General features: G+C 41.7%; 17 protein-coding genes. 14 read left to right on the forward strand and 3 right to left on the reverse strand.

Annotated features, from left to right (window positions below; genetic code table 11):
- Positions 1 to 21: 21 nt before the first annotated feature.
- From AAW12_RS19945 to AAW12_RS19970, 7 genes are all read left to right on the forward strand, one after another.
- Complete coding sequence (locus tag AAW12_RS19945) at positions 22 to 1,428, forward strand: alpha-L-fucosidase (RefSeq protein ID WP_046675340.1); 1,407 nt, start codon at positions 22 to 24, stop codon at positions 1,426 to 1,428.
- Positions 1,429 to 1,512: 84 nt separating this feature from the next.
- Positions 1,513 to 2,769 (forward strand): DUF2264 domain-containing protein, encoded by a 1,257-nt coding sequence (locus tag AAW12_RS19950; protein WP_084823251.1) that lies wholly within the window; start codon positions 1,513 to 1,515, stop codon positions 2,767 to 2,769.
- 108 nt (positions 2,770 to 2,877) lie between these two features.
- Positions 2,878 to 4,245, forward strand: a complete 1,368-nt coding sequence (locus AAW12_RS25755) for a glycoside hydrolase N-terminal domain-containing protein (protein ID WP_053003852.1) — start codon at positions 2,878 to 2,880, stop codon at positions 4,243 to 4,245.
- Positions 4,199 to 5,164: a glycosyl hydrolase family 95 catalytic domain-containing protein gene (locus AAW12_RS25760; protein ID WP_053003853.1), complete on the forward strand. Its 966-nt coding sequence runs from the start codon at positions 4,199 to 4,201 to the stop codon at positions 5,162 to 5,164. Before AAW12_RS25755 ends, AAW12_RS25760 begins: the two co-directional genes overlap by 47 nt.
- A gap of 69 nt (positions 5,165 to 5,233) precedes the next feature.
- Entirely contained in the window at positions 5,234 to 7,468 is a 2,235-nt protein-coding gene (locus AAW12_RS19960; RefSeq protein WP_084823252.1) for a glycoside hydrolase family 3 C-terminal domain-containing protein, read from the forward strand.
- Between the two features lie 65 nt (positions 7,469 to 7,533).
- The gene (galB, locus tag AAW12_RS19965; protein WP_046675341.1) at positions 7,534 to 10,050 is read left to right on the forward strand and encodes a beta-galactosidase GalB; all 2,517 of its coding nucleotides are present in this window, start codon (positions 7,534 to 7,536) and stop codon (positions 10,048 to 10,050) included.
- A gap of 4 nt (positions 10,051 to 10,054) precedes the next feature.
- Complete coding sequence (locus tag AAW12_RS19970) at positions 10,055 to 12,898, forward strand: hypothetical protein (protein WP_046675342.1); 2,844 nt, start codon at positions 10,055 to 10,057, stop codon at positions 12,896 to 12,898.
- A 201-nt stretch (positions 12,899 to 13,099) separates the two neighbouring features.
- Here AAW12_RS19970 and AAW12_RS19975 read toward each other — a convergent pair whose 3' ends face one another.
- Positions 13,100 to 14,875, reverse strand: a complete 1,776-nt coding sequence (locus AAW12_RS19975) for a family 43 glycosylhydrolase (RefSeq protein ID WP_084823253.1) — start codon at positions 14,873 to 14,875, stop codon at positions 13,100 to 13,102.
- 249 nt (positions 14,876 to 15,124) lie between these two features.
- Here AAW12_RS19975 and AAW12_RS19980 point away from each other — a divergent pair, with 249 nt between their 5' ends.
- Complete coding sequence (locus AAW12_RS19980) at positions 15,125 to 16,294, forward strand: glycoside hydrolase family protein (RefSeq protein ID WP_053003854.1); 1,170 nt, start codon at positions 15,125 to 15,127, stop codon at positions 16,292 to 16,294.
- Between the two features lie 11 nt (positions 16,295 to 16,305).
- Here the strand turns inward: AAW12_RS19980 and AAW12_RS19985 are convergent, their stop codons facing one another.
- On the reverse strand, positions 16,306 to 17,352 hold the full coding sequence (locus AAW12_RS19985) for a hypothetical protein (protein ID WP_046675343.1): 1,047 nt from the start codon (positions 17,350 to 17,352) through the stop codon (positions 16,306 to 16,308).
- Positions 17,353 to 17,969: 617 nt separating this feature from the next.
- On the opposite strand from AAW12_RS19985, the gene AAW12_RS19995 reads away from it, so the two are divergent.
- The 5 genes from AAW12_RS19995 to AAW12_RS20015 all read left to right on the forward strand — a co-directional run bounded on the left by AAW12_RS19995 (position 17,970) and on the right by AAW12_RS20015 (position 21,971).
- Positions 17,970 to 18,737 (forward strand): pentapeptide repeat-containing protein, encoded by a 768-nt coding sequence (locus AAW12_RS19995; RefSeq protein WP_046675345.1) that lies wholly within the window; start codon positions 17,970 to 17,972, stop codon positions 18,735 to 18,737.
- Between the two features lie 378 nt (positions 18,738 to 19,115).
- The gene (locus AAW12_RS20000; RefSeq protein ID WP_046675346.1) at positions 19,116 to 19,454 is read left to right on the forward strand and encodes a PadR family transcriptional regulator; all 339 of its coding nucleotides are present in this window, start codon (positions 19,116 to 19,118) and stop codon (positions 19,452 to 19,454) included.
- Positions 19,451 to 20,125 (forward strand): hypothetical protein, encoded by a 675-nt coding sequence (locus tag AAW12_RS25765; RefSeq protein WP_053003855.1) that lies wholly within the window; start codon positions 19,451 to 19,453, stop codon positions 20,123 to 20,125. Before AAW12_RS20000 ends, AAW12_RS25765 begins: the two co-directional genes overlap by 4 nt.
- Positions 20,126 to 20,143: 18 nt before the next feature.
- Complete coding sequence (locus AAW12_RS20010) at positions 20,144 to 21,136, forward strand: hypothetical protein (protein ID WP_046675347.1); 993 nt, start codon at positions 20,144 to 20,146, stop codon at positions 21,134 to 21,136.
- 169 nt (positions 21,137 to 21,305) lie between these two features.
- Positions 21,306 to 21,971, forward strand: a complete 666-nt coding sequence (locus tag AAW12_RS20015; RefSeq protein WP_046675348.1) for a hypothetical protein — start codon at positions 21,306 to 21,308, stop codon at positions 21,969 to 21,971.
- 94 nt (positions 21,972 to 22,065) lie between these two features.
- On the opposite strand, the gene AAW12_RS20020 is transcribed toward AAW12_RS20015, so the two are convergent.
- Positions 22,066 to 23,184: an alpha/beta hydrolase family protein gene (locus AAW12_RS20020; RefSeq protein ID WP_197084115.1), complete on the reverse strand. Its 1,119-nt coding sequence runs from the start codon at positions 23,182 to 23,184 to the stop codon at positions 22,066 to 22,068.
- A gap of 471 nt (positions 23,185 to 23,655) precedes the next feature.
- Here AAW12_RS20020 and AAW12_RS20025 point away from each other — a divergent pair, with 471 nt between their 5' ends.
- A complete protein-coding gene (locus tag AAW12_RS20025) occupies positions 23,656 to 25,056 on the forward strand; it encodes an inorganic phosphate transporter (RefSeq protein ID WP_046675349.1) in 1,401 nt (466 codons plus the stop codon).
- Positions 25,057 to 25,075: the final 19 nt, after the last annotated feature.

Consider the following 25,075-nt stretch of genomic DNA (forward strand, 5'->3'; position numbering starts at 1 on the left):
AATGACTAAAGATTTTATTTTATGATAAAAAAACTGAAAACTTCTATTGTGGCGGTTCTATTGGCTGGCACTGTAATCGGGCAGCAAGCTCCAGCGCCATTTTTACCTATTCCAAATCCCGCACAATTGCGATGGCACAAAGCCGAATATATTATGTTTGTTCATTTCGGCATGAAGACATTTTATCCGAGTGACAACCATATGGGGACTGGAGATGAAGATCCAAACCGTTTTAATCCGGTACAATTCAATACAGACCAATGGGCTAAAGTGGCTAAAGAAGGCGGTTTTAAAGGGATGGTGCTAACGACAAAACACCACGATGGGTTTGCAAATTGGCAGACGTCGACCACAGACCATGGGGTTGCTTCTTCGGCTTGGCAGAAAGGAAAGGGAGATGTTGTGCGTGATCTGGCTAATTCCTGCCGAAAGAATAACCTCTATTTTGGATTATATGTCTCTATTATCGATCATCATTTTAACAAATATGGCTCGCCAAAACATCAATCCTATGGTGATTATTATTATGACCAAATTGAGGAGTTAAGTACCAAGTATGGCCCAATTGATGAATATTGGTTCGATGGATTTAATGCAGATAACCTAAAAATGGATTATCCTAAAATTGGACGAATGATCGTGGCGAAACAGCCCCATGCAGTGGTCTATGATTCTGGTGTTTTGGTCAAAACTATTCCGGATCGCTGTATCGCATGGCCAGGAAATCATGGTGGAATCAAGCCAGATCAAAATTACCGCCAATTAATCGACGGTGTGATGCGCTGGTATCCGAATGAGGCTTCCATTATCCTGCAGGGAAACTGGTTTCATATTGGTCAACCTGCCGTGAGTCTAGAAAAGATGAAAGAGTATTATTTGACTTCTGTTGGTTACGGTTCGACTCCATTAATGAATGTTTCTCCCAATGCACGGGGATTAATGGATGAAGAAACAGAGAAAACCCTGATCGCGTTTAAATCCTGGGTGGATCAATTGCACAATAGCAATCCTGCATTCAAAAAAAGGGCAACAGACGACGGCCATCGTGGCAATTCGAAAAAGTATGGTGCTTCGCAGGTGAATGATGGAAATTATGACAGTTATTTCGCAACAGATGATGGCGATGATAAAGCAAGTATAACGATCGACTTAGGTAAGAAAACAAAAATTGATGGTTTTATCTTGCAAGAATACATTCCACTTGGTCAACGGGTGGATGATTACAGTATTGAATGTCGTGTTGATGGGAAATGGGTTGAAGTTTTTCAAGGAAAGAAAATTGGGTATAAGCGTATTATATTGGCAGGAGGGGCTTCGGCAAAGGACATTAAATTTCCAGTATCAGATGCGGTTCGACTGCATGTCAATAAAAGTTTGGCTTGCCCGTTAATCAATAATTTTCAAGTGATTGCTTTGGGAGGAGTCTAGTATTTTGTTTAGATTTATGTACTGTAAACATGATGTAAATCTAAACAGAATTGATAACCAATCGCTTAGATCAAACCCAGACGAATGAAATATGTTAGATTGCTTGCCTGCATAACCTCCGTGTTTTATGCCGTGATAGCTCAACACGTAGTCGCTCAGCAGACTACTACTCTTCCTGCAACAATTGAACAAGGAAATCAAGATCGTGAATATTGGACAGGACTACTTTACAAAATTGTATCTCCGGTGATCCATAACCTCGCTTCGGGAACACTGAAAAAGAATATGCCGCTGGAAAAGGCTCCAGGGTATATGTTAAAGGCTGAGCAGGTTACCTACCTGGAAGCTGTGGGGCGTACCATGGCCGGTGTTGCGCCTTGGTTGTCGCTTCCTGATGACAATACGCAAGAGGGGAAACAGCGTAAAGAATTGCGTTTGGCATTGCTAAAAGGAATTGCCAATGCCGTGAATCCAACGAATCCCGATTGCTTGGATTTCAGCAAGGAGCAACAACCCATTGTCGATGCGGCATTTATGGCAGAAGGCTTTTTAAGAGCGCCTCAAGCACTTTGGGAACCTTTGGACGCAACTACAAAATCAAGGATTATCCATAATTTTAAAAGTCTGCGCAATCGCGCCGCCTACTATAACAATTGGTTGTTATTTTCGGCATTGACAGAAGCCTTTTTGTTACGGATAGGTGAAGATGCTGATCCCATGCGTATCGATATAGCACTGAAGAAAATGGAGGAGTGGTATCTGGGCGATGGCTGGTACAGTGATGGACCTCATTTTGCCATGGATTATTATAATAGCTTTGTCATTCAGCCGATGCTGGTCGATATCTATCGTACGCTCATGGATGTAAAGAAGACGGGTAGCAAGGAATATGATGTAGTGCTAAAACGTATGCAACGCTATGCCACTTTTCAGGAACGGATGATTGGTGCCGATGGAAGTTTTCCGCCATTTGGTCGTTCGATAACTTATCGAACGGGTGCTTTCCAGGCTTTGGCACAGGTGGCGCTTATGGGTAGGTATCCGGAAGGACTGTCTCCGGGACAGATTAGAAGCGCGATGACGGCTATGCATCGTCGAATGTTCGATTCCTGTTCAAACTTTGATCCAAATGGATGGTTATTGCTGGGATTCTGCGGCGCACAGCCGGAAGTTGCGGATACCTATACTTCGACTGGAAGTTTATATATGACTACCCTCAGTTTTTTACCTTTGGGATTGCCGGCAAATGATCCATTCTGGACAAGTAAATTGGAAGACTGGACAACAAAGAAAGCTTGGCGAGGTGAGGCGTTTAAAAAAGATTATAAAGTTGGTTATTAAGATAAGTCGAATTACCTGCTATTCCTTCGAGAAAGCTTGCCTAATGATTTTCTTACAATTGTTCTAGGGAACGGTGGGAGTGAGTCGTCTTTTAACTAAAGCATTATCATGAAATCGCCAAATCTTAAGCTCGTTTTTTTAACCTGTTTCCTTGGTTTTAGTTTTTACGCGCCAGGTCAGGCTCAGCAAAACGCTGTACAACAAGGACTATTGCAAAAAAGTAAAGCTGTTGTATCGCAATATGTAGCCAATTTCGATCGACCAGCAGTACGGATACCATCCCAAGTTGCCGTGGATGCCCCATTGTTGGGTAATGGCAGTACTGGAGTGGCAATTGCAGGTACGCCCGATAAGCAGACCTATTACCTGGCAAGAAATGATTTTTGGCGGTTAAAATCTGGATTTAACGAATCTTACCCTGCTGTATTGGGTAAGGTAGAAGTTGCCGTTCCAATGTTAAAGAAGGCGAGTTATGAGGTTAATGTGGATCTTTATACAGCAATTGCAACATCAACCTTTCAGGCAGGAGATACGTTGCTGGAGATCAGATCCTTTGTTTCAACGAAAGATGACTGTTTGATTTTACGGCTTAAAAATAAGGGAAAACAACAAATCAAGGGGCAGATAAATTTGCTTCTCCCTGCCGAAGACCAATTTAAAAACAATCCACCAGCTGAGTCACTTTTCCCTGCTGTCACTCAGCAGGAGACGAGAGGAAATGGAACAAAATTGATCTGCAGGGGCTTTGAGGAGCTGGTCGATATTCCGACAAAGGCTGCAGCTGCTGGAAAAATAATCACACAGCAGCAACCTGCTTTCAACTTACATGCAGGCGAGTCGCTAACCTATGTATGTGCCTTGTCTTCCAATTTCAAAAGTAAGAATTGTGTGGAAAAGGTGCTTAAGACCCTGGATGGTTTAGATCAAAAAAATGTAAAGCAGCTCGAACGCGAACATAAAAAGTGGTGGGCAGATTTTTGGTCCGAGTCTTATGTTGAAATTCCTGATAAAGTGATCGAAAAACAGTATTACCTGTCTCACTATGTGATGGGATCCTGTAGCCGCGATCCACAATTTGCCCCGCCCATCTTTGGAACCTGGATTACCCGCGAGATTCCCAATTGGAATGGTGATTACCATTTGAATTATAACTATATGGCCCCTTACTATGGACTTTATTCTTCCAACCATCTTGGTACTGCTGGTTCGTATGAGCAACCGCTGCTCGACTTTATGGAACGGGGTAAGTTCTACTCAAAAGAAATAACCGGGATTTCGGATGGATTGCTATATCCGGTGGGAATAGGTCCGAAAGGGATGGAAACAACTCGTCAGAATGCAATCATGGAAAGCGTATTCGGTGGATATATCCAAGGGGGACAGGTAGAGCATAAAGGCTTATTCTTTGGTCAGAAAAGCAATGTGTCCTATGGTAACCAATATGGCTACAGCGTTTTATACGACTTACGATCGTAAGTATGCGGAAAGAATATATCCTTATGTGCGTGGTGCAGCTGTGTTTTGGAGCAACTATGTAAAGAAAGATGAAAATGGTCGTTATGTGATTTTTAACGATGCAATTCACGAAGGAACAGTGGGGGATAGCAATCCAATTCTAAGCCTTGGACTGGTAAGGCAAACACTGCAGCTGGCTACCGATCTGAGTGCCTATTTGGATTTGGACCGCCAGCTGGCGGCGAATTGGATGCGGGTCAGGGAGAATCTTGCTACTTTTCCGGTTCAGGAAAGAGATGGTCAACCTGTATTTCGTTATACAGAAAAGGGCCCAGCATGGTGGAATGATAATACATTGGGCATACAGCATATTTTTCCGTCCATGCAGATTGATCTGGAAAGTGATCCGCGTTGGATTACCATTGCGCGTAATACGATCGAAAAAATGGAGCGTTGGACAGATAACAATGGTACTAATAGTTTTTTCCCCGCGGCAGTTCGGGTGGGTTACAGTGCTGATAGTATATTGTATCATTTGCATCGATATAGTCAACATACTTATCCCAATGGGTTGCAACTGAACAACCCGCATGGTATAGAAAATTGTAGTACTGTGCCGACAACCATTAATCAGATGTTATGTGGCGTCCATCAGCAGGTGCTAAAATTATTTCCTGTATGGCCCAAACAACAGCATGGGCAATTTGGCAACCTACGTGTGGACGGCGCCTTCCTTGTGTCATCAAAACTTGAAAATGGAGTTGTCGCCTACGTCGAGATCTTAAGTGAGCAAGGGCGGAACTTGATTCTTGACAACCCTTGGCCCGGACGTAAAATTTCTTGGCGCAAAAACGGAAAAATAATGCAGCCTTTGGAGGGCGATCGCTTACGTATAGCAACGAAAAAAGGAGATCGTATTCACTTGATAGTTGCGGTCTAGATATGCAGAGGGGAACTGTTGCTGTTTGAGAAATTAGAAAGGTATACCTGAGAAAATAAAACTATAAAAATGAAATTTAACCGTTGTTTTTTGAGACTGAATGTCCTTTTTTTGTTGCTTATTGCTGGGGGAAAGCAAGCGACAATGGCACAAAGCAAAAGTTACGCTTTTCTTGATGTAAAAAAAAGTCGCGAGGAACGTATTCAGGATCTGATTGCGCGAATGAGCCTATCGGAAAAAGTGCAGATGATGAAGCACGAGTTTAAGGGCATTCCACGGTTGGGCATTCCGGCATACGATTGGTGGAATGAAGCGCTGCATGGTGTTGCACGGACAGAAGAAAAAGTAACTGTATATCCGCAGGCTATAGGCATGGCAGCTACTTTCAACACGGCTGCAGTCAAACAGATGGGGGATTATACGGCGACAGAAGGTCGCGCATTATTCAATGAAGATCTCAAAGCTGGAAAAACAGGTAAACGCTATCGCGGACTGACCTATTGGACTCCAAATATCAATATTTTTCGTGATCCACGCTGGGGGAGGGGCCAGGAGACTTATGGTGAAGATCCTTATTTGACAGGGCAGATCGGAACGGCTATCGTGCGCGGATTGGAAGGTGATAATCCGCAGTATTTGAAAGCGGTTGCGGCAGCTAAGCATTATGCTGTGCATAGCGGTCCCGAACATAATCGACATTCTTTTAATGCAGAAGTCTCCGCTTATGATCTTTGGGATACTTATCTTCCTGCATTTCGGCAGTTGGTAATGAAAGCAAAAGTACACGGAATCATGTGTGCTTATAATCGATTAGACGGAATGCCCTGCTGTGGCAATAATGTGTTGCTTAATACTATTTTACGCCATCAGTGGGGCTTTAAAGGTTATGTAACTTCGGACTGTGGCGGTATCAATGATTTTGCAAGTGGACATAAGACACATCCGGATAATACAGCGGCTGTCAGTGCGGCGGTTTTGGCCGGAACAGATCTCGAATGTGGTAATCTCTATCAATTGTTAGAACAGGGGGTAAAACAAGGCGCATTATCCGAAAAGGATATTGATGTTTCACTAGCCCGACTTCTGCAGATCTGGTTTCAATTGGGGATGTTCGATCCACAAGCACTGGTACCTTATGCAAAGATTGGTCGCGAAGTTATCGAAAGTAAATCGCATAAGGCACATGCATATAAAATGGCGCAGGAGTCGATGGTGCTCTTGAAAAATGAGCATAACTTGTTACCTCTTAATCCCAATAAAATAAAAAGAATTGCTTTGATTGGCCCTAATGCCGATAATGGACATGCGCAGTTAGCAAATTATTTTGGTACACCTTCGGAAATTGTTACACCACTGAGCAGCTTACAAAAGCGTTATGGAAAGCAAATCGCGATAGACTATCTTCCGGGAACCGAAATTATGAAAAAAATTGATGGTGGTCCTTCATTTGAAGAAATTGTTAAAAAGGTTGCAGCGGCAGATGTTATTGTTTTCGTTGGTGGTATAACTGCAGACTACGAAGGTGAAGCTGGCGATGCTGGTGCAGCGGGGTATGGTGCTTTTGTGAATGGCGACCGATCGACGATGGCTTCTCCTGAAGTGCAGACGGCACTTTTAAAAGAACTGAAAAAAACAGGGAAACCACTTGTATTGGTCAATATGTCGGGATCAGTGATGAGCTTCGATTGGGAATCACAGCATGTAGATGCCCTATTGCAGGCATGGTACGGCGGGCAGGCAGCCGGAGATGCTATTACGGATGTGCTGTTTGGTCGTTATAATCCTGCCGGACGTATGCCTTTGACAACATATAAACGTGATGCGGACTTACCTGATTTTGAGGATTACTCCATGGCAAACCGGACTTATCGTTATTTTACAGGTGAGGTCCGTTATCCATTTGGTTATGGACTGAGCTATACGAACTTTGAATATAAGCAATTACAGACGCCTAGAATCGTCGAAACAGGAACTGATGTTCAGGTCACCGTACAAGTTACAAATAGCGGCGAGCGTGACGGTGATGAGGTTGTTCAATTATATGTTGTTCATCCGAAAGAAGGAAACTATAAAGTACCTAATTGTGCTTTAAAGGGCTTTCAGCGCGTATTTTTCAAAAAGGGGCATTCGCAGAAAATAACGTTCACTCTGACACCAGAAGATTTGGCTCTGGTGAGCGAAAAAGGCGAGTTGATACAAAAAGGTGGCGCTGTCAAAATATATGTTGGTGGCGGTCAGCCGGGAAAATCTGTAGGCGTCGAGACCGAAATTACAATGCAAGGAACCGCGTATCGACCCTATTAAGGCAAAAAAAGAAGTAGGTTTGTATAGACCTTACTGTAAAATAATCAACGAATAAACAAAAATAAATGAAAGTAATTTTCGGAATGATCCTCGCGATGTTATCCTTTTCCTTATTTGGACAACAGCAGGAAATAACACGCATGGGAAACGCGCGTGTGGAGCTTTTTGATCGGGACTGGAAGTTTTCCCGCTTTGGTTTGCAGGCTGATGGTAATCAATTGGCTGAACCTAATGATTTGTATAAGAGCGAGTGCAATGATGATACTTGGCGTAGCTTGGATCTACCGCATGATTGGGCTATTGAGGGACCATTCCGTATTGAATTGGCCAGTGAATCCGGAAAGCTGCCCTATAAAGGAATAGGTTGGTATAGGAAACATTTTAAAGTCGAGAACCTTCAAGCCGGAGAGCGTGTTTATCTGGATTTTGATGGAGCCATGGCGAATGCTAAAATATGGTTAAATGGCCGTTATGTAGGAACTTGGCCTTATGGTTATAGTTCCTTTCGTATGGATTTAACGCCCTATCTAAAAAAAGATGGTGAGAACGTTTTGGCAGTACGTTTGGATACGGAAAATTGGGAATCAAGATGGTATAGCGGAGCAGGAATCTATCGCCATGTATGGATGGTACGTACTTCCGCTGTGCATGTGGCACATTGGGGAACCTCAATCACCACACCTGTTGTTAAGGATCAATATGCAACGGTCAAGAATGAAGTAACATTGGATAACTTCCGTTTTTTTCCAGTACATGCTGAGGTCAAGGCGACTTATTTCGAGTTGGATGCTCAAGATAAACCTGGAAAACAGGTGGCCACCGCCAGTGGATCTGTAGACCTTCATGCCAATGCAAGTGGCAAACTGAATCTTGAAACACGTATCAATCAGCCGAAACGTTGGGATATTCTATCACCAAATCGTTATGTAGAAAAGATTGAGGTAATCGTCGACGGTCAACTTTGTGATACCTATTATAGTCCTTTTGGGGTGCGGACAATCGCATTTACAGCAAATGAAGGCTTCAAGTTAAACGGCCGTCGTGTAGACATAAAAGGAGTATGTAACCATCATGATTTGGGATCATTGGGGGCTGCCTTCAATAAAAGTGCGTTGGAGCGTCAGCTCAACATGTTACAGGCCATGGGTATGAATTCCCTGCGCACATCTCATAATCCACCAGCACCAGAATTATTGGAACTGGCTGATAAAATGGGGATTTTGATTTGGGACGAAGCTTTTGACGCTTGGCGTACAGGTAAGCGCGCAAAAGATTATAATAAATTATACGATGAGTGGCATGAGCGCGATCTATTGGCCATGGTACATCGCGACCGGAACCATCCTTCGGTATTTATATGGTCCATTGGTAATGAGGTGCTTGAACAGCAGGATGTCAACATGACTCGGCATTTGGCCGATATTATTCGTCGGGCAGATCCAACACGACCAGTTTCCAATGGTTATAATGACCCGGATGGCGGCCGTGAATCGGGCGCTGCAACCGCTTTGGATATCATGGGTGTGAATTACTTCTTTAGTCAACAGGGGCGTTGGGATAAAGATGCGCGGTATCAGCAAATGCCGACTTTGGGCAGTGAAACTTCTTCCTGTGTTTCTTCCCGCGGAGAATATTTTTTTGGAACCGATTACGATGGCTGGCAGGTCACTTCCTACGATCGTGCCGCTCCAGGCTGGGGCTGTTCACCGGATACACAGTTCCGGATATTGGCGCAGTATCCAAACTTGTTGGGAGAGTATGTTTGGACAGGTTTTGATTATTTGGGCGAACCGACACCTTATAACTCGGCGGAAACCAATTTGTTGAATTTTAGAACGGATCCCCCAAAACGTGCTGAATTGGAAGCTGCATTGGAAGAATTGAAAAAGAAAAATCCACCTTCGAGGAGTAGCTATTTCGGTATTATAGACCTTGCAGGTTTTCCAAAAGATCGGTTTTACTTATATCAATCTCATTGGCGACCAGACTTGCCAGTGACGCATATCCTGCCACATTGGACTTGGACAAGCAGAAAAGGGGAGATTACACCGGTGCATGTGTATACCTCTGGCACAGAAGCAGAACTTTTTGTCAATGGAAAAAGTCAAGGACGTAAGAAGAAGATTGCAGGACAGGATTTCCGATTGCAATGGGATAGCGTGCGTTACGAACCGGGAACGGTTAAGGTAATTGCTTATAAAGACGGTAAGGAATGGTCCAAAGCAGAAATCCAAACCGCTGGAAAAGCTGAAAAGCTCCAGATGGAAGCAGATCGTGCTACAATAGATGGTGGACGCTCTGAGCTTGTTTTTGTATCGGTAAAAGTGACTGATAAAAAAGGAACCCTGGTGCCTCAATCGGATGCACTGATTGACTTTTCGGTCGAAGGTGCGGGTGAAATTGTATCTACCGATAATGGAAATGCAATTGATTTTACCTCGTTCCAAAGTCATTCGCGTAAAGCCTATAATGGAATGGCATTGGTCATCGTAAAAGCAAAAAAAGGAGAGCAGGGTGCAATTCGAATCAACGCATCGAGTAAGGGGTTGAAAGTAGCTACGGTACAAGTATTGGCAAAATAAAAAGATGAATTATTTAAAAAAACAACTCTATATCCTGTGTCTATTGGGATGCTTGGGGCAGGCAACGCAGAGCTATAGTCAGCAGCTGCCGCTGTTTAACAAAGAAAGCAACAGCCTGTCTGGAGACTGGTTAATTGGAACTCCCCGAGCAAAAGCGGGACTTTTCAAAACGAAAGAAGGTCATTTGGTGTTTTCCAATGGCTTGGTCAGCCGCACATTTACGACTTTTCCAAATGTAGCCAGTATTGGTTTGGACGAATTGACTGGAAATACAGCATTTCTAAGGTCGATTCGACCTGAAGCCAGTGTAACAATCGATGGGTTTACCTTTGATGTCGGTGGATTGGAAGGACAGAAAGTACATAATTACTTACTAAAAGAGTGGATACCGAGTTTAAAGGCTAATCCCATAGCTTTTAAGTTCCATGACTATAAAATTGAAGATACAAAACCCCGTTTTGGCTGGAAAAAGAGACCAAACTGGATGCCTAAAGATATGCCCTGGCCAGTGCCGGGCAAAGAGTTGACATTTAACTATAAATTGGATCAACAGGCGATCGATGCTCTTGCCGCAAAGAGCAAAAGTGACCAAAACAGAGCATTGCTGTTGGAAGATAAATTTCAGCGTTTAGCGTCCGAATGGAAGTTGATGGTGTCAAAATCACATGCGCGTAATTCCTTTGTCAATGAAGGAAAAGTAGGCGAGATTATGGCACTGGAGAATGCGGCAGTATTTGCTGAAAGAGCGGTTCCTCAAGAAGCAAAGGTACTCGTCGTCAAGATGAATAAAGGTACTGATCAATCCAATGATTGGGGATTGGGTTTTGGACTAACACTAACGAATAGTAGCCCCAGACTTTATTGGCGAGCGAGCGAAGGTAAAGTAGTCTTTTTTGATGGCAAACGCGATAACGGAACCTTCGAAGTTGGTAAAGCAGATCAGCTATGGTTGAGATATGAAATTGCAGATAAGGAATTATTGGCACAAGCCTCTTTGGATGGACAACAATGGCATACTGTTGGTCATCTTTCGCTAAAGTCAGGTGACAAGATACAATTGGTCCGTGTCGGAAAAATGGATCCAAACGGCGGGAACAAAGATGGCAAGGCTTCTACAAAGGAAGGTCGCTCGAAAGTTGAAGGCTTTTGGGCATACGGTGATTTCCCATCTCAATTTGCCGGTGATTTGTCCAGTAAACTTGCCTATATGAAAGACGTCACAGTACAGGTGCATTACGACCTTTATGACGATATGCCAATCTTTAGCAAGTGGATTACGGTGCAGAACCAGTCTGGCAGAGACATCGTTGTCAATAAATTCAAAAGTGAGCAGCTTGCGGTTTTTGAACCCGAAAGTTCGGTAGATCAACGCAATCGCTGGTTGTTGCCAAACATCACGTTGGAAACAGATTATAACTTTGGCGGGATGAGCGAAGAGTACATTTATTCGTCGAGTGTGGAATGGAAAAAAGACCCGCTATATACGACACAGGTACACTATGACAGGGAGACGCCTTGTCTGTTGGAAGTTGCACCTAAAATGGGACCTGAGCAGACCATATCTTCTGGTGCTGAGTTTGCGAGTTATCGCGTTTGGGAACTGTTGAACGATAGTTGGGAACGTGAACGTAAGAGCCTTGGATACCGAAAAATGATGCGTTCCATGGCACCATGGGCAACTGAAAATCCGATATTGATGCATGTACGGAGCTCGGATAATGAGTCGGTTAAAAAGGCAATTGATCAGGCTGCGGAAGTTGGTTTTGAAATGGTGATCATGACCTTTTGGTCTGGATTCAATGCCGAAGATGATTCTCCAGAGAATATTAAGCGCATGAAAGAGCTCGCTGACTATGCACATAGCAAAGGGATTGAACTTGGGGGGTATTCGCTTCTTGCCAGTCGGCATATTGATGCTAAAAATGATGTTGTATTACCCGAAGGGATGCACCCACGCTTTGGAAGTTCACCCTGTATTGAAAGTGAATGGGGACAGGCTTACTTTAAAAAACTTTATTCGTTATTTGATCAATCGGGACTGGGTGTATTTGAGCATGATGGCTCTTATCCAGGGGATTGGTGTTATGCCACCGACCATCCCGGACATCATAATGAAAAAGACTCGCAATGGAATCAGTTCAAACGGATCACTGACTTTTATAAATGGTGCCGTGAAAAGGGAATCTACCTGAATATTCCGGATATGTATTTCTTGAATGGCGGCAACAAAGTAGGGATGGGCTACCGTGAAGCGAATTGGTCTTTACCAAGGGCGCAACAGGAAATTGTTGAAAGACAGAATATCTTCGATGGTACCTGGGCGAAAGCACCATCGATGGGTTGGATGTTTGTTCCTTTGGTAGAATACCAAGGTGGCGGCAAAGAGGCAACGATAGAGCCTTTGAAGGATCACCTGCCTCATTATGAACAACGCTTGGCCAATCTATTTGGCGCAGGTGTACAGGCTTGTTATCGTGGACCACAGCTTTATGACTCCCCAGAGACGAAAAATGTAGTAACCAAATGGGTGAATTTTTACAAGAAACACCGTGAAGTTTTAGACAGTGATATCATCCATGTGAGACGTCCCGACGGGATGGATTATGATGCTATTTTGCACGTGAATCCGGCGGGAAAAGAAAAGGGATTACTAATGATCTATAACCCATTGGACGAAGCGATAACACGAAAAATTAAGGTCAACTTATACTATACAGGACTGCAAGGAAATGTGCAAGTGGTTGAGCAAGATCAGAACAGTAGGACAATACCATTGAATGCAGCCTCAGAAGCGATCTTTGAGGTCAATATACCAGCAAAAAGTCAAACTTGGTTTGTGATTAAGTAAGTTGTTCGGTGGACGTCTCGGATTGAGATTTCACATTTTTAAGGAGTCTTCTCATCACAACGATGAGAAGACTCCTTTTTTTAGACTTGGCTTATATGCTGTTTCGTGTTTGACTTTACACTTGATTGACAAGAGTTCACCCAATGTAATTTCCCGGATTGTGTTTCTCCGTTTATCCAACGGGATAGGCCGTTTTAGATGCTATTCAATATGGAGCAATTTTTTGCTCCGTTCCGAACGACCATTTTCATTAAAAGCTTCTACCGAAAAATAGTAGCCCTGATCGCTGTTGAAACTACGGCCATCAAAGTTGTTATCGTAGACAACGATCGCATTGTATAATTTGTCGGATTTAATACCCCAACGGAGAATATAACCTTTGGTGTTTGGCGATGCTGGCCAATGCAGTGTAATCTGGCGACGATCTTCCGTATTACGTTGCCCTGTCAAGCTGTTGATTCCCCCGGGTTTTTGCCCCAGGCCATGACCAAAAATTCGAAAATCATAAAGCGAAAACTTACCAGGAATCTCTTTCTTATTGGTCAGGCGGACATACCGTGCGTTGACTTTGCGATCTAGGCTAAATAATTCATGGGGGTGGTCTTTTGTGTTTTTGCTTTGATCTATCAGCGGGGACCATTTTTTGCCATCGCTGGAGTATTCGATCAAATATTGATAGCAATAAGATTGGGGCGCTTTAAGCTGGAAATCTTGATCAGCGAAATTTACTTGCAGGGCACTGATGGACATGTTCTTTTCAAGGTCAATCTGTATATACTCACCGATAGCTCCTGAAGCTGCCGACCACCAGCTTTCTACTCGTTCGTCGTTGGCGTATGTTTTTGGGAATTTATCCAGTTCACTGGATACCATAATGGGCTTATTTCGAGACAAAAGATTGTACGGTAGAGAAAGATCCTTCTTCTCGAGGTCAACTTTGGTACTGGGGAGCTGAAAGGGGAGATCAGTATACACTGTCTGTGCATAAAGCTGGCCTTTCTTGTCAAAAAATGCAGGAAAAAGACCAATACGTCGTTCAAACCAGTCTCGCACCGAAATTTTCATGGTTGCGACATGCCAAAAGTTGCCCAGCTTGTCCTGAAAAGTATGTCCATGACCTGCGCCTGCAATAAACCCGCCGGGTTTATAAGAAAAAGGGCTATTGGCTTCATAGCGAAACGGTCCCAAGGGTGAATTGGCGGTGTACACACCATCGGCATAACTTCTGAATTGCGTGCCAGGAGATGCGTATTGGAGGTAGTATATCCCTTTGTGTTTAATCATTGTTGCCCCTTCGTTCCAACCGGGGGTTCCCAGTTCGTTATGTTCGCCCTGCACTTCCCAGCCATATTGTTTTTCATGATGTTGAATCAATACTTGTGGGGCGCCAATGGGTTTGAAACCATCGTTAGGATCTACTTCCACTCCAATGATGGGATCAACGTTTGAACATCCCCAATACAGATAAACTTTACCAGTATCGTCCTTGAAGAAGGCTGGATCCGTCATGCCGATGGTAAATTTGGTCGGTACGGGTTCCCACTGATCCTGATCAGGATTGGTTGTTTTATAAATTTGGGGTTTTCCACCGGAAGCCAAAAAGTAAAGCGTACCGTTGTAATTTAATACAGTAGGTGCATAAGCTTCAATACTACCAATACTTTTGCAAGGGATATACAGCCAATCCTTTAAATCTGAGGAGTGCCAATATCCTCCGGATTTCGACGCAAATAAATAATACTGGCCGTTGAAAAGCTCGATGACGGGATCTGCTGCTTCCCGTCTACTGGGACTTTCGGGCATAAAACGATATTCCAATGGCAAAGGATTGGCGATGATTTTTGTGGTCTGTTGTCCGTAAACAAGCCCAGAAAGAGAACCTGTACCGAAAAGAACAGTTATGAAAATCTTTGTGAACCTATTTTTGTTTGCTGTTATCGTTCGCTGTTTTATGGGTTTACCGATTGGTTTTTGCATAGTTTTCGCTTTCTAATAAAGACGATCGAAACCTTTTCGTCCCTAAAATGGCCAAAAGGTTTTGATGATGTAAACTGAGGTAAGATAAGTAAAATTAAGTCTTTAATAGTTTTTTAGCCGTTGTTGACGAAATCATGTTAATACTGATTCATAAATAATCAATAGAGATGACTAGTTTGTTGTAAAGTCTTGCTAATTTGCCTTCAGTTATAAAACAGATGCTACAATGCATTTAGCCGAAATTATGTGATGAAAAGACTAACTTTCTTTTTAACCTTGCTATTGCGGGTATTATGTGCCGGAACTGGTTATATTGCTAAAGCACAGGATAATCTTAATCTTGGAGCAAAGCTCCAACAGACAATTGATACCAGTCAAGTTTTTATCGACGGCCAATATTATCACTGGTGCAATAGTGTAATTCAGGGGGAGGACGGTAAATACCATATGTTTTACGCGCGTTGGCCACATGGCAAACGGACATTGGATGATGATCCTGCGAATGGAATTTTTGATGGTTTCAGTGGTTGGTTAAAATATTCGGAAATCGCCTATGCAACCGCCGACAAGCCAACTGGGCCTTTCCATTATGTGAAGACCATTTTAAAAGGAAATGGAGATCAACATAAATGGAACCGCTATACCATGCACAATCCACAAATACGCAGATTTGGTCAGAAATATTACCTCTATTACATGAGTAATGCCTTCGATTCGACCTTTAGAGCCAAAAATGTCGATCCCAATTCAGACTGGGGACATTGGCTTAAATACAATTGTACGCAGAAGATCGGTGTACTTGTCGCTAATAAATTGAGCGACTTTGCGCTGGGTAATTTTCAGGAAGTAAAAGAACCGCTGATTGAGCCAGATGGGATACAAACTTTTGAGGTGACGACAAATCCATCGGTGACAGAAGGACCCGACGGACGATATTATATGATCTTTAAGTCGCGAAAACCCAACGTGGGCAATATGACGATGTGGATCGCGGTAAGCGATAGACCGGATAAGCCATTTAAACTCCTTTCACAAGTATTCACGGAGCCGGACATGGCCTGTGAAGACCCATTTTTATGGTATGATAAACAGCGAAAGCAATTTTATGCAGTTGTCAAGTACTATGCGCATTCAGGTAAATTGGTCGCGCAGTTTGGTGCTTTGGCACTGATTACCTCAGTGGATGGCCTGCACTGGCATGCTGCCCGTCACCCTTTGGTATCACAACGCGAATTGAAGGTAACCGGACAACACAAAACAGTGCTGGCCCATTTGGATCGTCCGTTTATATTATTCGATAAAAAAGGACGACCACAGGCATTATATGCTGCTGCTTCGATCGGAGATCCTTTTAAAAATAAGTCCGATAAGATCCCGAAAGAAGAAAACTCCTTTATTGTCAATTTTGGACTGAATTAAAAGCATTCCCTTTAATTAACATCTTTTTTCTCTGGCCATTTTACAAACACGCCCGTTTCGAGTGTCAGTTCACCGGTCGTAGGGTTATAACTATCCTTGGATAGAATAGGGATTTCACCGGCAACTTTACTTTGTTCGGGATTGTGTGTACGGTTGTGGTAGGTTGGTACTTTTTCAAGCTTGATCAATTTACCATTAATGCGTAGATTTTTTTGAACAATGGTTACTTTAGGTAATTTGTCGTATCGGATGACATTCAGTCCCTCAAGATCCCTCGACCTTTGGGCAAAATCGATGAAATACTTGTATTGCTCTAAGAACGATGTAATATGCCCTTTCATCTGAATCTTTTTACCCGGGAAAGCTAGGGATCCTACATTAACCACTTTTTTTGTGCTTAAATCTTCGACATACATGGTGACCCAGGAATGTTCATAATCTCCCCAGCTGAAATAGGTTTCTTTAGGCTTAATAGTATCTGGGATAGCCTTACCCGCGATATAGCCTTCTTTTTTTAATGTGATGCGATAAGAACCTTTATGCCAGCCTACAACATTCCGGACACTGATAAAATCACCCTCCGCATCCGAACTGGCATAGTACCCCTTGGTTTTTAAGGCTTTTTTTGTCCTTTCAAACCAACGCGAAAAGATGCCATTAAATTTGATATCCTCTTCTTTACCCGTCTTAACACTGATACCGCCACCGGAAGATTGAATACCACAATATAAAGGCATATTGTTTAGGGATATATTAAAAGGTGAAATATAAAATGAATAATGGTCGGGAATGTCATCCTGTACAATAACATCAATGGAAATAGAATGGAAATCATTGACTGCAGAGTCCAATACATAATAGGAATTGGTATAGTGTAAAGGGGGTAAGATGAGGCTATCGGGAAAGACATATTCCGTAGCCATTTTCTTCTTGAGCTCTTCATCTATACTGCTGTTTTCATATTTTTTTTTAAGCTCCTCTTTGCTTTGGGAAAAGGTTATGCCGCTGAATAAGGTAAGCGGTACAAGCACTACCAAGATATTTTTTATCAATTTCATAAACAGTTTTAATTGCGTCCACCAATATACTTTTTTTTCTTATAGCAGTAAAGGGCTAATTAACCAGCCGATTAAAATAATACAATGAACGAATCGTAAATCATTTTTGGCGAATTGTAAACGGTGGCTTGAATCGCTGACTGAGCACTTTATATTTGGTTCCAAGAAATGCCGAAACATATCTTGGTGCTTTTTTGAAGTTCTTGGTGCTTTTTTGAAGTAAGAAATGAGCCGATCTTAATTTGTTAATTTATTGTGCTGCAGATTTATGTGCGACATTTTAATTTTAATTGTCATAGTAGATAGTGCCTTACACTTAAGGTAAATGTTTTTCATAGGTAGTAAGCCGTAAAGGACTCCCCGTCCTTGCGGCTTTTTTGTGCCTATTGGTCAGTTGAAGAATGGCTGGCTGACATATTCCTATCGTTAGTTTGCAACGACATGTTTTATGTCTTGGCTGTTTTAGGCTGGGATAAAAAAAAATAAAAAAAGTCAAAATTCCTTTAGGACGTTTTGTCTTTCCCGTTGTCATCATTGTATAAATGGAGATTTTGGCCGTTAAATATCCATTTGAAATGCAACTACTATGAAATTTTAGCCTATTAATCATTTTTAGCATGGCACTGACTAATAAAATATTCCAGCAAAGTGAGATTGAAAGTTTTGAATTCAATCACAAAGTCTTAAAAAACTGTTCTTTTATCGATTGCAAGATAAAAGGGAAAAGCTTCATGAACTCCATGTTTCGTGATTGTAAGTTCATCCGCTGTACCTTTGTAGACTGTAACTTTCAGTCTGTTGTTTTTCAGGAATCTGGGCTTTGGATGGAAAGTACATTCGAAGCGAATGATTTTTCGAAAGCCATCATTGGAAATCTAAAAATTGAAAAATCGTCCTTCCTTTACAATACATTTGACAAAACAACTTTCGACGGGACGAATTTGATTCATGTGGTATTTAAAGGAAAGATCAGTTCTTCATGGTTTTATGGAATTCCTTTTACAGAAGATTTATATTCCACCAATCTTTTTATTCTCAAAAAAGCCAAACCATTAAAGACTCCCTTGGTAAATTTTGGTCATGCAGAATTAAAGGACGTCATATTTTCTCGAGGGCTAGATCTCTCCAGTACAGTTTTTCCAAACCAAGAGCATCTTAAAATCATCAATAATCCCAGACGTTTTTTTGATAGTTTCCTCAAAAGGTCAAGAGAAGTGTTTACGGATAATGAATCGTTGGTTTTCTGTCGGGACTTGGTGGATAATGTCTTGTATAAACCCGAAAATAGGGGGATGCCAATCATATTGGTTGATCTAAATCAGTTTTACCCCTCATTGAATGAAAATAGAGATCGTCTTATTGTTGATCTATTAAAAGCAGGATAATCATATCATTCTATATATAATTGTTAGTGCAAAGCCGTTTGGAGTTCCCAGTTCTAGCGGCTTTTTCGCTCCCGACCTGCTTATGCCTTTATTCGCTCCTGTCATTACCTTTGTTCGCTCTTGTTCCTAGTAAACACTTAGCTGAAACCTTGTGTTTACCTAGTGAACTAGGTTAAGACTGGGCGATTCATAGGGATTTGCTAGGTGAATTCCAAAAGCAAGGCAAAAGCAGGGTAGAAGCGGTGCAGTCAAAAGGCCGTGCAAAGGCCAAACCTGATGATGGAAGTTAAAATGCAACCTGCTGTATCATAGTTTTTTTTATGTCTTTGTATATGTAAGAAAATTAGGTATATTTAATTACTTTTTTAAAATGAACGAATGAAAGATACGAAGCTATTAAAAGGTACTTTACAAACGATTATTCTGAAGCTATTGTCTGGAACGGAAAGAATGTATGGCTATGAAATGACTCAGCAGGTAAAACTCTTAACAGATGGGGAGTTTATCCTCACTGAGGGAGCGCTTTATCCTGCACTACATAAGCTAGAAGCGGAAGGGCTCCTGGATACAGCAATAGAAGTTGTCGATGGAAGAGCAAGAAAGTATTACTCCCTGACAGTGAAAGGAAAAAAAGCGCAGATAAGTAAAATGAAAGATGCGTTGACCTTTGTGGAGAAGTTGCAGGTTATTTTGAACACGAAACCAATTGTATCATGACAGAAAAGAAATTGACCAAAGCGGAGTTAGGTATTCTGATGGATTTTATCCGTTCTAAAGGATATCATTATGTTGATGTTCAAATTGAAATTTTGGATCACTTCGCCTGTAAGGTAGAGGAACTGATGTCTTCAGATGCCGGCATGTATTTCAATCGAGCCATTGATCTCGCTTATGCCGGTTTTGGAGAGGCAGGGTTTGGAAGCATTGCAGCTAGTTATGAATTGAATCTGCAAAGAAAACAGATCAATAAATTTCCTGCTGATTTTTTACAGTTCGTCAAGCATTGGCATAGTGCAATTTATATCCTGTACTTCACATTGTTCTATTATTTTGTGCCGCTCGATGCAGATGCTTTTTGGACGGGATTAAAATTAGGGATGATTGGTACACTAGTTTTTTATATTCCAGTATACCTATTGCGGCATCGGCCTCGAGGGAACAAATACTGCGTTTATCGCAATTATCTTGGTTTAACAATACCGATTATGGTTTTGATCATCGGGTTGGTTTCTTCGGAATGGATCGTTAGTTATGTTCCTTTAGCTTTGTATCGTGTTGTTATTCTTATTTTTATGTATATTGGATTAGGAATTTTGTCTATCTTTGAGAAGAATCTAAAGGCCATTGTCCGACGGGTAGATGAGATCGAAGTGCTGCACCAGAGCTGACGATTAATTTTTTAAATTATGAAATATCTTTTCCTGTTGTTATTAAGCATTTGTTTTTTGTCCAGTTGTGACAAAGAAGATAGTGATTTTGACGCTAGGGAGATCGGTGATGGAACAATGGCTAAAAGGTATCAATTTGTAGGGCGTTCCGTCGGGTTTTCGGTTAGCCAGATCTACGTGGATGGCACTACAGATAAAAACTTCTATTTGGGGACAGTTTGGGGATTAAAAGATACTACTCCGCAACTAAAACTAACTTCCCTTCGCAATTATAAACCTTTCAAGAGCACAATTTCTTCTACACAACCAACTTTAGCTCCAATCCGTATCATTCCTGGATTTGATGCTGTGCGAGCTTTCGCTAAGAAAAGCAAGGGGGAACCGGCTGTTTTGAGGCAATCGTCTGTAGGGGCATTTTTCGATTATAGAGCGATACGCTACCATCTTAATAATAGCCCTGACGTAGATAGTGTACTAAAATTGGTCCGTCACCATGATTCTACCACGATAAAAAGAACTAATAGCCTGTTATTGCGTCGAGAACATATTACATTTAGTCTCTATGCGGATCTGAAAGACTATGAACAGGCTTTTAGTAAGGATGCACTAGGGAAGTTAAAAAAATCAGGATATAATCCCTACTATGTTTCGTCAGTCAACTATGGTACCCACTCGATTATGATGGGAGAAAGTGATTTTCCACGTGGTGATCTTAAAAACGTATTGGAAAAATTGCTGTACAATCAATTTCTGACGAAAACCGACGAAACGGTGTTAAATCGTTCCGATGTGCTGGTTTATTTGCGTGGTGGACGTCAAACTAGTTTTATTAGACGCGCAACAGGTTTGGACGCTATTAAAAAACTTGTCATTGATTATAAAAATGAACTTGAACTGCAACAGAATAGCTTTGATTATCCCATTAGCTATAGCCTAGGAAATCTTAATTCCTATGGGGACCTGAAATTCTGGTACTCTTATGATTTTCTCGTCCGTGAGGAAAAAGAGTGATTTTTATTTAAACATTTGGATAATTAAAAGGATATTTTTTACATTTGGGCTATTGTCGCAAACGGCATCATAGCGCTGTTTCCTGTCTATCTATTTTAAACCAGGCATAACCATTCGCCTTTTTGCTTCAATACCATTATTAGCTATAAACAATTATTAAAGAAGAACTATGGAAGAAACAATTAAGACATTGATCTACATTCACGCATTTTTTGGTGGGATAGGATTGATTACCGGGCTGATCAGTGTGGCTGTAAAAAAGGGAGGAGCAGGGCATAAGAAGACGGGGATCATATTTTCCTATGCGATGGTGATTAGTTCTTTAATTTCACTCGTTATTGCGAGAATGCCGGGCCACGAAAACACATTTTTATTTTTGATCGGTATCTTTACCATCTATCTCATTCTGGCGGGTAATCGCGCGTTGACTTTACGCAGTAAGATTAAACAACAGGCCGATTGGAAAGACAAACTTATTTCGGCTACGATGCTGCTTGCATCGGTTGGTATGTTGTGTCTTGGTTTAATTGGATTGGTACAGCAGGTGGCAAATTCTGCTTTATATGTCTTTTTTGGTGGTTTTGGTGCATTTATGAGTATTCGGGATTTTCAGCTGTTTAAAAGTTTCAAAGAAAAGAAAAATGGCTGGCTGGTCAGTCATTTGGGTCGTATGGTAGGCGCATTGATTGCGTCGGTGACTGCCTTTTTAGTTGCCGGGATTCAGCTTGGTTCAACGCTGGTTTGGATTACGCCAACCATTATCGGCACCTTGTATATCATCTATTCCAATAGAGCATTGAACAAAAATAAAGTGCTTCGTGCGGATTTGCATTAATCCAGCGAGTTAAACATTTGAATTGATTGAAGAAAGGCCTAAGTTTTTTATTTAGGCCTTTTTTAATGCTTAATCTTATGTTCATGAAACCTTATCAAGATGTTCTTTGTGCCTTTTTTTTACTTCTACTTTTGATCCAGTTCAATGCAATAGTGCTAGGTTCACTAGATGCCGAAAGGCTTGTATTGTGATCTAATAAAGGAAATAGGCAATATTCGAAAGGCTTTCCTTGTGCTTTAAGTGCATTGAGACGTTCAATGGATAAACCTACAGGTATTTGGATATCTTTGGATCCAAAAAGCCAGAGCCCTGGAGTTGTTATCGTTTTAAGTGGTGTCATGGGATCGGTATTTGTAAATTGATAGCGATCCGGATCATTCGCCACATGTTGTCGGGCATCGGCTTCCGTATGTTTATCCCAAAAATCTTTTTTTCCATTCGTAAAGAACTGGAAGCGCAGCTGCTCACGGGCAGGGATAACTGCTCCACTGTACAAGACAAAAAAGTCGATCAAAGGATTTTGGTTAGTCGCTAAGGGAATGATCCATCCCGCTTGGCTGAATCCGAGTAGTCCCATTGGAATGTTCGCCTTCCCGAGTTGCTGATGGAATGCTTTTACCGCTGCTTGTGCATCTTTGGCCAGCAGGTGGAGGTTGGCAGAGTCGATATTATTTGTACCGACCTCAGGGCCAGCGTAGGTTCCCTCAGATTTACCAACTCCGCGCTTGTCATAAGTAAATACAGCAATACCGTTTTGAGCCAAATATGAGGCAAACTCCATCATCCTTTTCTCTTGTCCAGAACCATGGATAAGGACAATGGCCGCATGGGCACGGCGAGGCTGAAGTATGGTTCCTGTTAACTTAATACCCTCACTTTTAAATACAATATCTTTTGTAGACCAGTCTAAAGATTGAGTTTTTGCATGTTGCGCGAAGAGTAGGCAATACATAGCGACGAGAAAAGGTAGCGTACGAAGTGTAATCCGATGTAAGGGAGCATAGTTCGTCAGGGAACAGTTTAATGAGGAGGATTTAGGCATAATTAATTCGGTGTTAAATTTATTTTTGTCTAAAGTAACGAGTTTAAATTTAAAAAGCTTGTGCTTTTCGGTGGACTGTAGGTTTGAATCGGTAAATCGTCCTGTTTTTGCTGTAAATGGCGGATCAAAATTCCCTTGAATCGTCTGCTTGGCATTTCGCGGATACGCCATATCCATTTCTGAAAAAAGTTTGCGAAAGGTCTAATACGGCTCTTACTTCACAGTTGATTTTATATGGGGGGGCTATATTTTGTGGGTAGAAACTAGCGATCAAATTTACTTTTGATCCGTTTTATAATCGTTATTTCTACGGAACTTATTCGGTCTTTATTCGCTTTCATCCGAATGAAGTCCGAATGAGGTCCCTATAAAGTCCGTATTAGCGCCCTGAAAATTAAGAAAGTTTGTGGGAAATAAAATAGCGACGGAATAAGATTCGTTAACAGTGTTTTAAGTTTTTCTTTCTTGTTGTATAACGTAATATATCCTTTATCAAAAGTTAACATCTGAAAATTATTTTTGAGCTGAATGAAGCGATTGTTCCTGCGGTAGTTTTCCTTAAGGAAAACTCAGCAAGTAAGAAAAACTCAGCAAGGACAACCATAAATCTTATGAAAGAATACTATGCACATTTTCTGCAACATGATTCCTCTCTTAGGGGAAACCGATCTTAGTACTGGACTCCTTATTGTTTTTGCCCTTTGTTTATTTGCCGTTGTGGCCTTTGAATTTGTCAATGGCTTTCATGATACCGCGAATGCTGTTGCAACGGTCATTTATACCAAAGCACTTAAACCAATTGTAGCCATTCCTTGGTCTGGTTTTTGGAATTTTCTCGGTGTTTTCGCAGGCGGAATAGCCGTGGCTATGGGAATCCTTAAATTGGTGCCTCTGGATACCTTAATGGCACTCCCGGTTTCCGTAGGCGCTTGTCTGGTCCTTTCTGTATTATTGGCTGCTATTATCTGGAATTTGGGGACTTGGTATTTTGGTATTCCTTGTTCGAGTTCACATACCTTGATTGGTGCCCTTATCGGGGCTGGTATAGGTTTCACCTGGTATTACGGTGGCAGCGGTGTCAATTGGCATAAGGCTGAGGAAATTGGTCTTTCTTTGATTCTGTCACCTTTGATTGGCTTTGGTCTAGCGGTGATATTGATGCTCTTTTTGAAGCATGTTGTCCGTTATAAAGCACTTTTTCACATCCCACAAGGAGAAGATGACAGACCCCCATTTTTAGTACGGGGTATTCTTATACTGACCTGTACATTGGTCAGTTTTTTTCACGGTAGCAATGATGGACAAAAAGGAGTAGGGCTGTTTATGTTGATCTTAATTGCATTTCTTCCTGCCCGTTTTGCAATAAACCATTCCGTACCAGATGCGGCTGTCATTAAAACGCTCGATCAAACGGAAATCGTGTTGCAGACAATTGCTTCCAGTAATGTTGTTCAAGGAACGATGTTTGCACATGTCCATGAAGAGATTGAGCAAGTCAAGTTGCATTTGATGGATAAAAGTCTAACGGATAAAGCTGGGACGTTTAAATTCAGAAAAGAGGTTGAAGGTTTGGTCAAATCGATTGCTACATTGGAGAGCAATAAACGGATCAATATCAATGCTGAAAATCGTTTGGAGCTCAATCGTAAGTTGGGTGAATTGAAACATCTTACGGACTTTGCACCGATTTGGGTGATCTTAACGATTTCGGTAGCACTAGGTTTGGGAACAATGATCGGTTGGAAACGTATTGTAATAACAATAGGTGAAAAAATAGGAAATGAACATTTGAGTTATGCTCAGGGGGCCTCAAGCGAGATTGTCGCAGCTTCGACAATTGGTATCAGTACCGTATTGGGTTTGCCCGTTAGCACAACGCATGTGCTCTCAAGTGGTATTGCTGGTTCAATGGTAGCTTCTGGAGGAAAGAGCAATTTAAACAAAGGAACACTCAAAAGTATCGGTCTTGCTTGGGTACTTACTTTACCTGTGTCGATTGGCTTGGCTTTAATACTATTTGTATTCTTCCATCTTTTTATTTAGTTGATTGTTATCTGAATGT

It is taken from the genome of Sphingobacterium sp. Ag1, from assembly GCF_000988325.1.
In the GTDB taxonomy this organism is placed as follows: domain Bacteria; phylum Bacteroidota; class Bacteroidia; order Sphingobacteriales; family Sphingobacteriaceae; genus Sphingobacterium.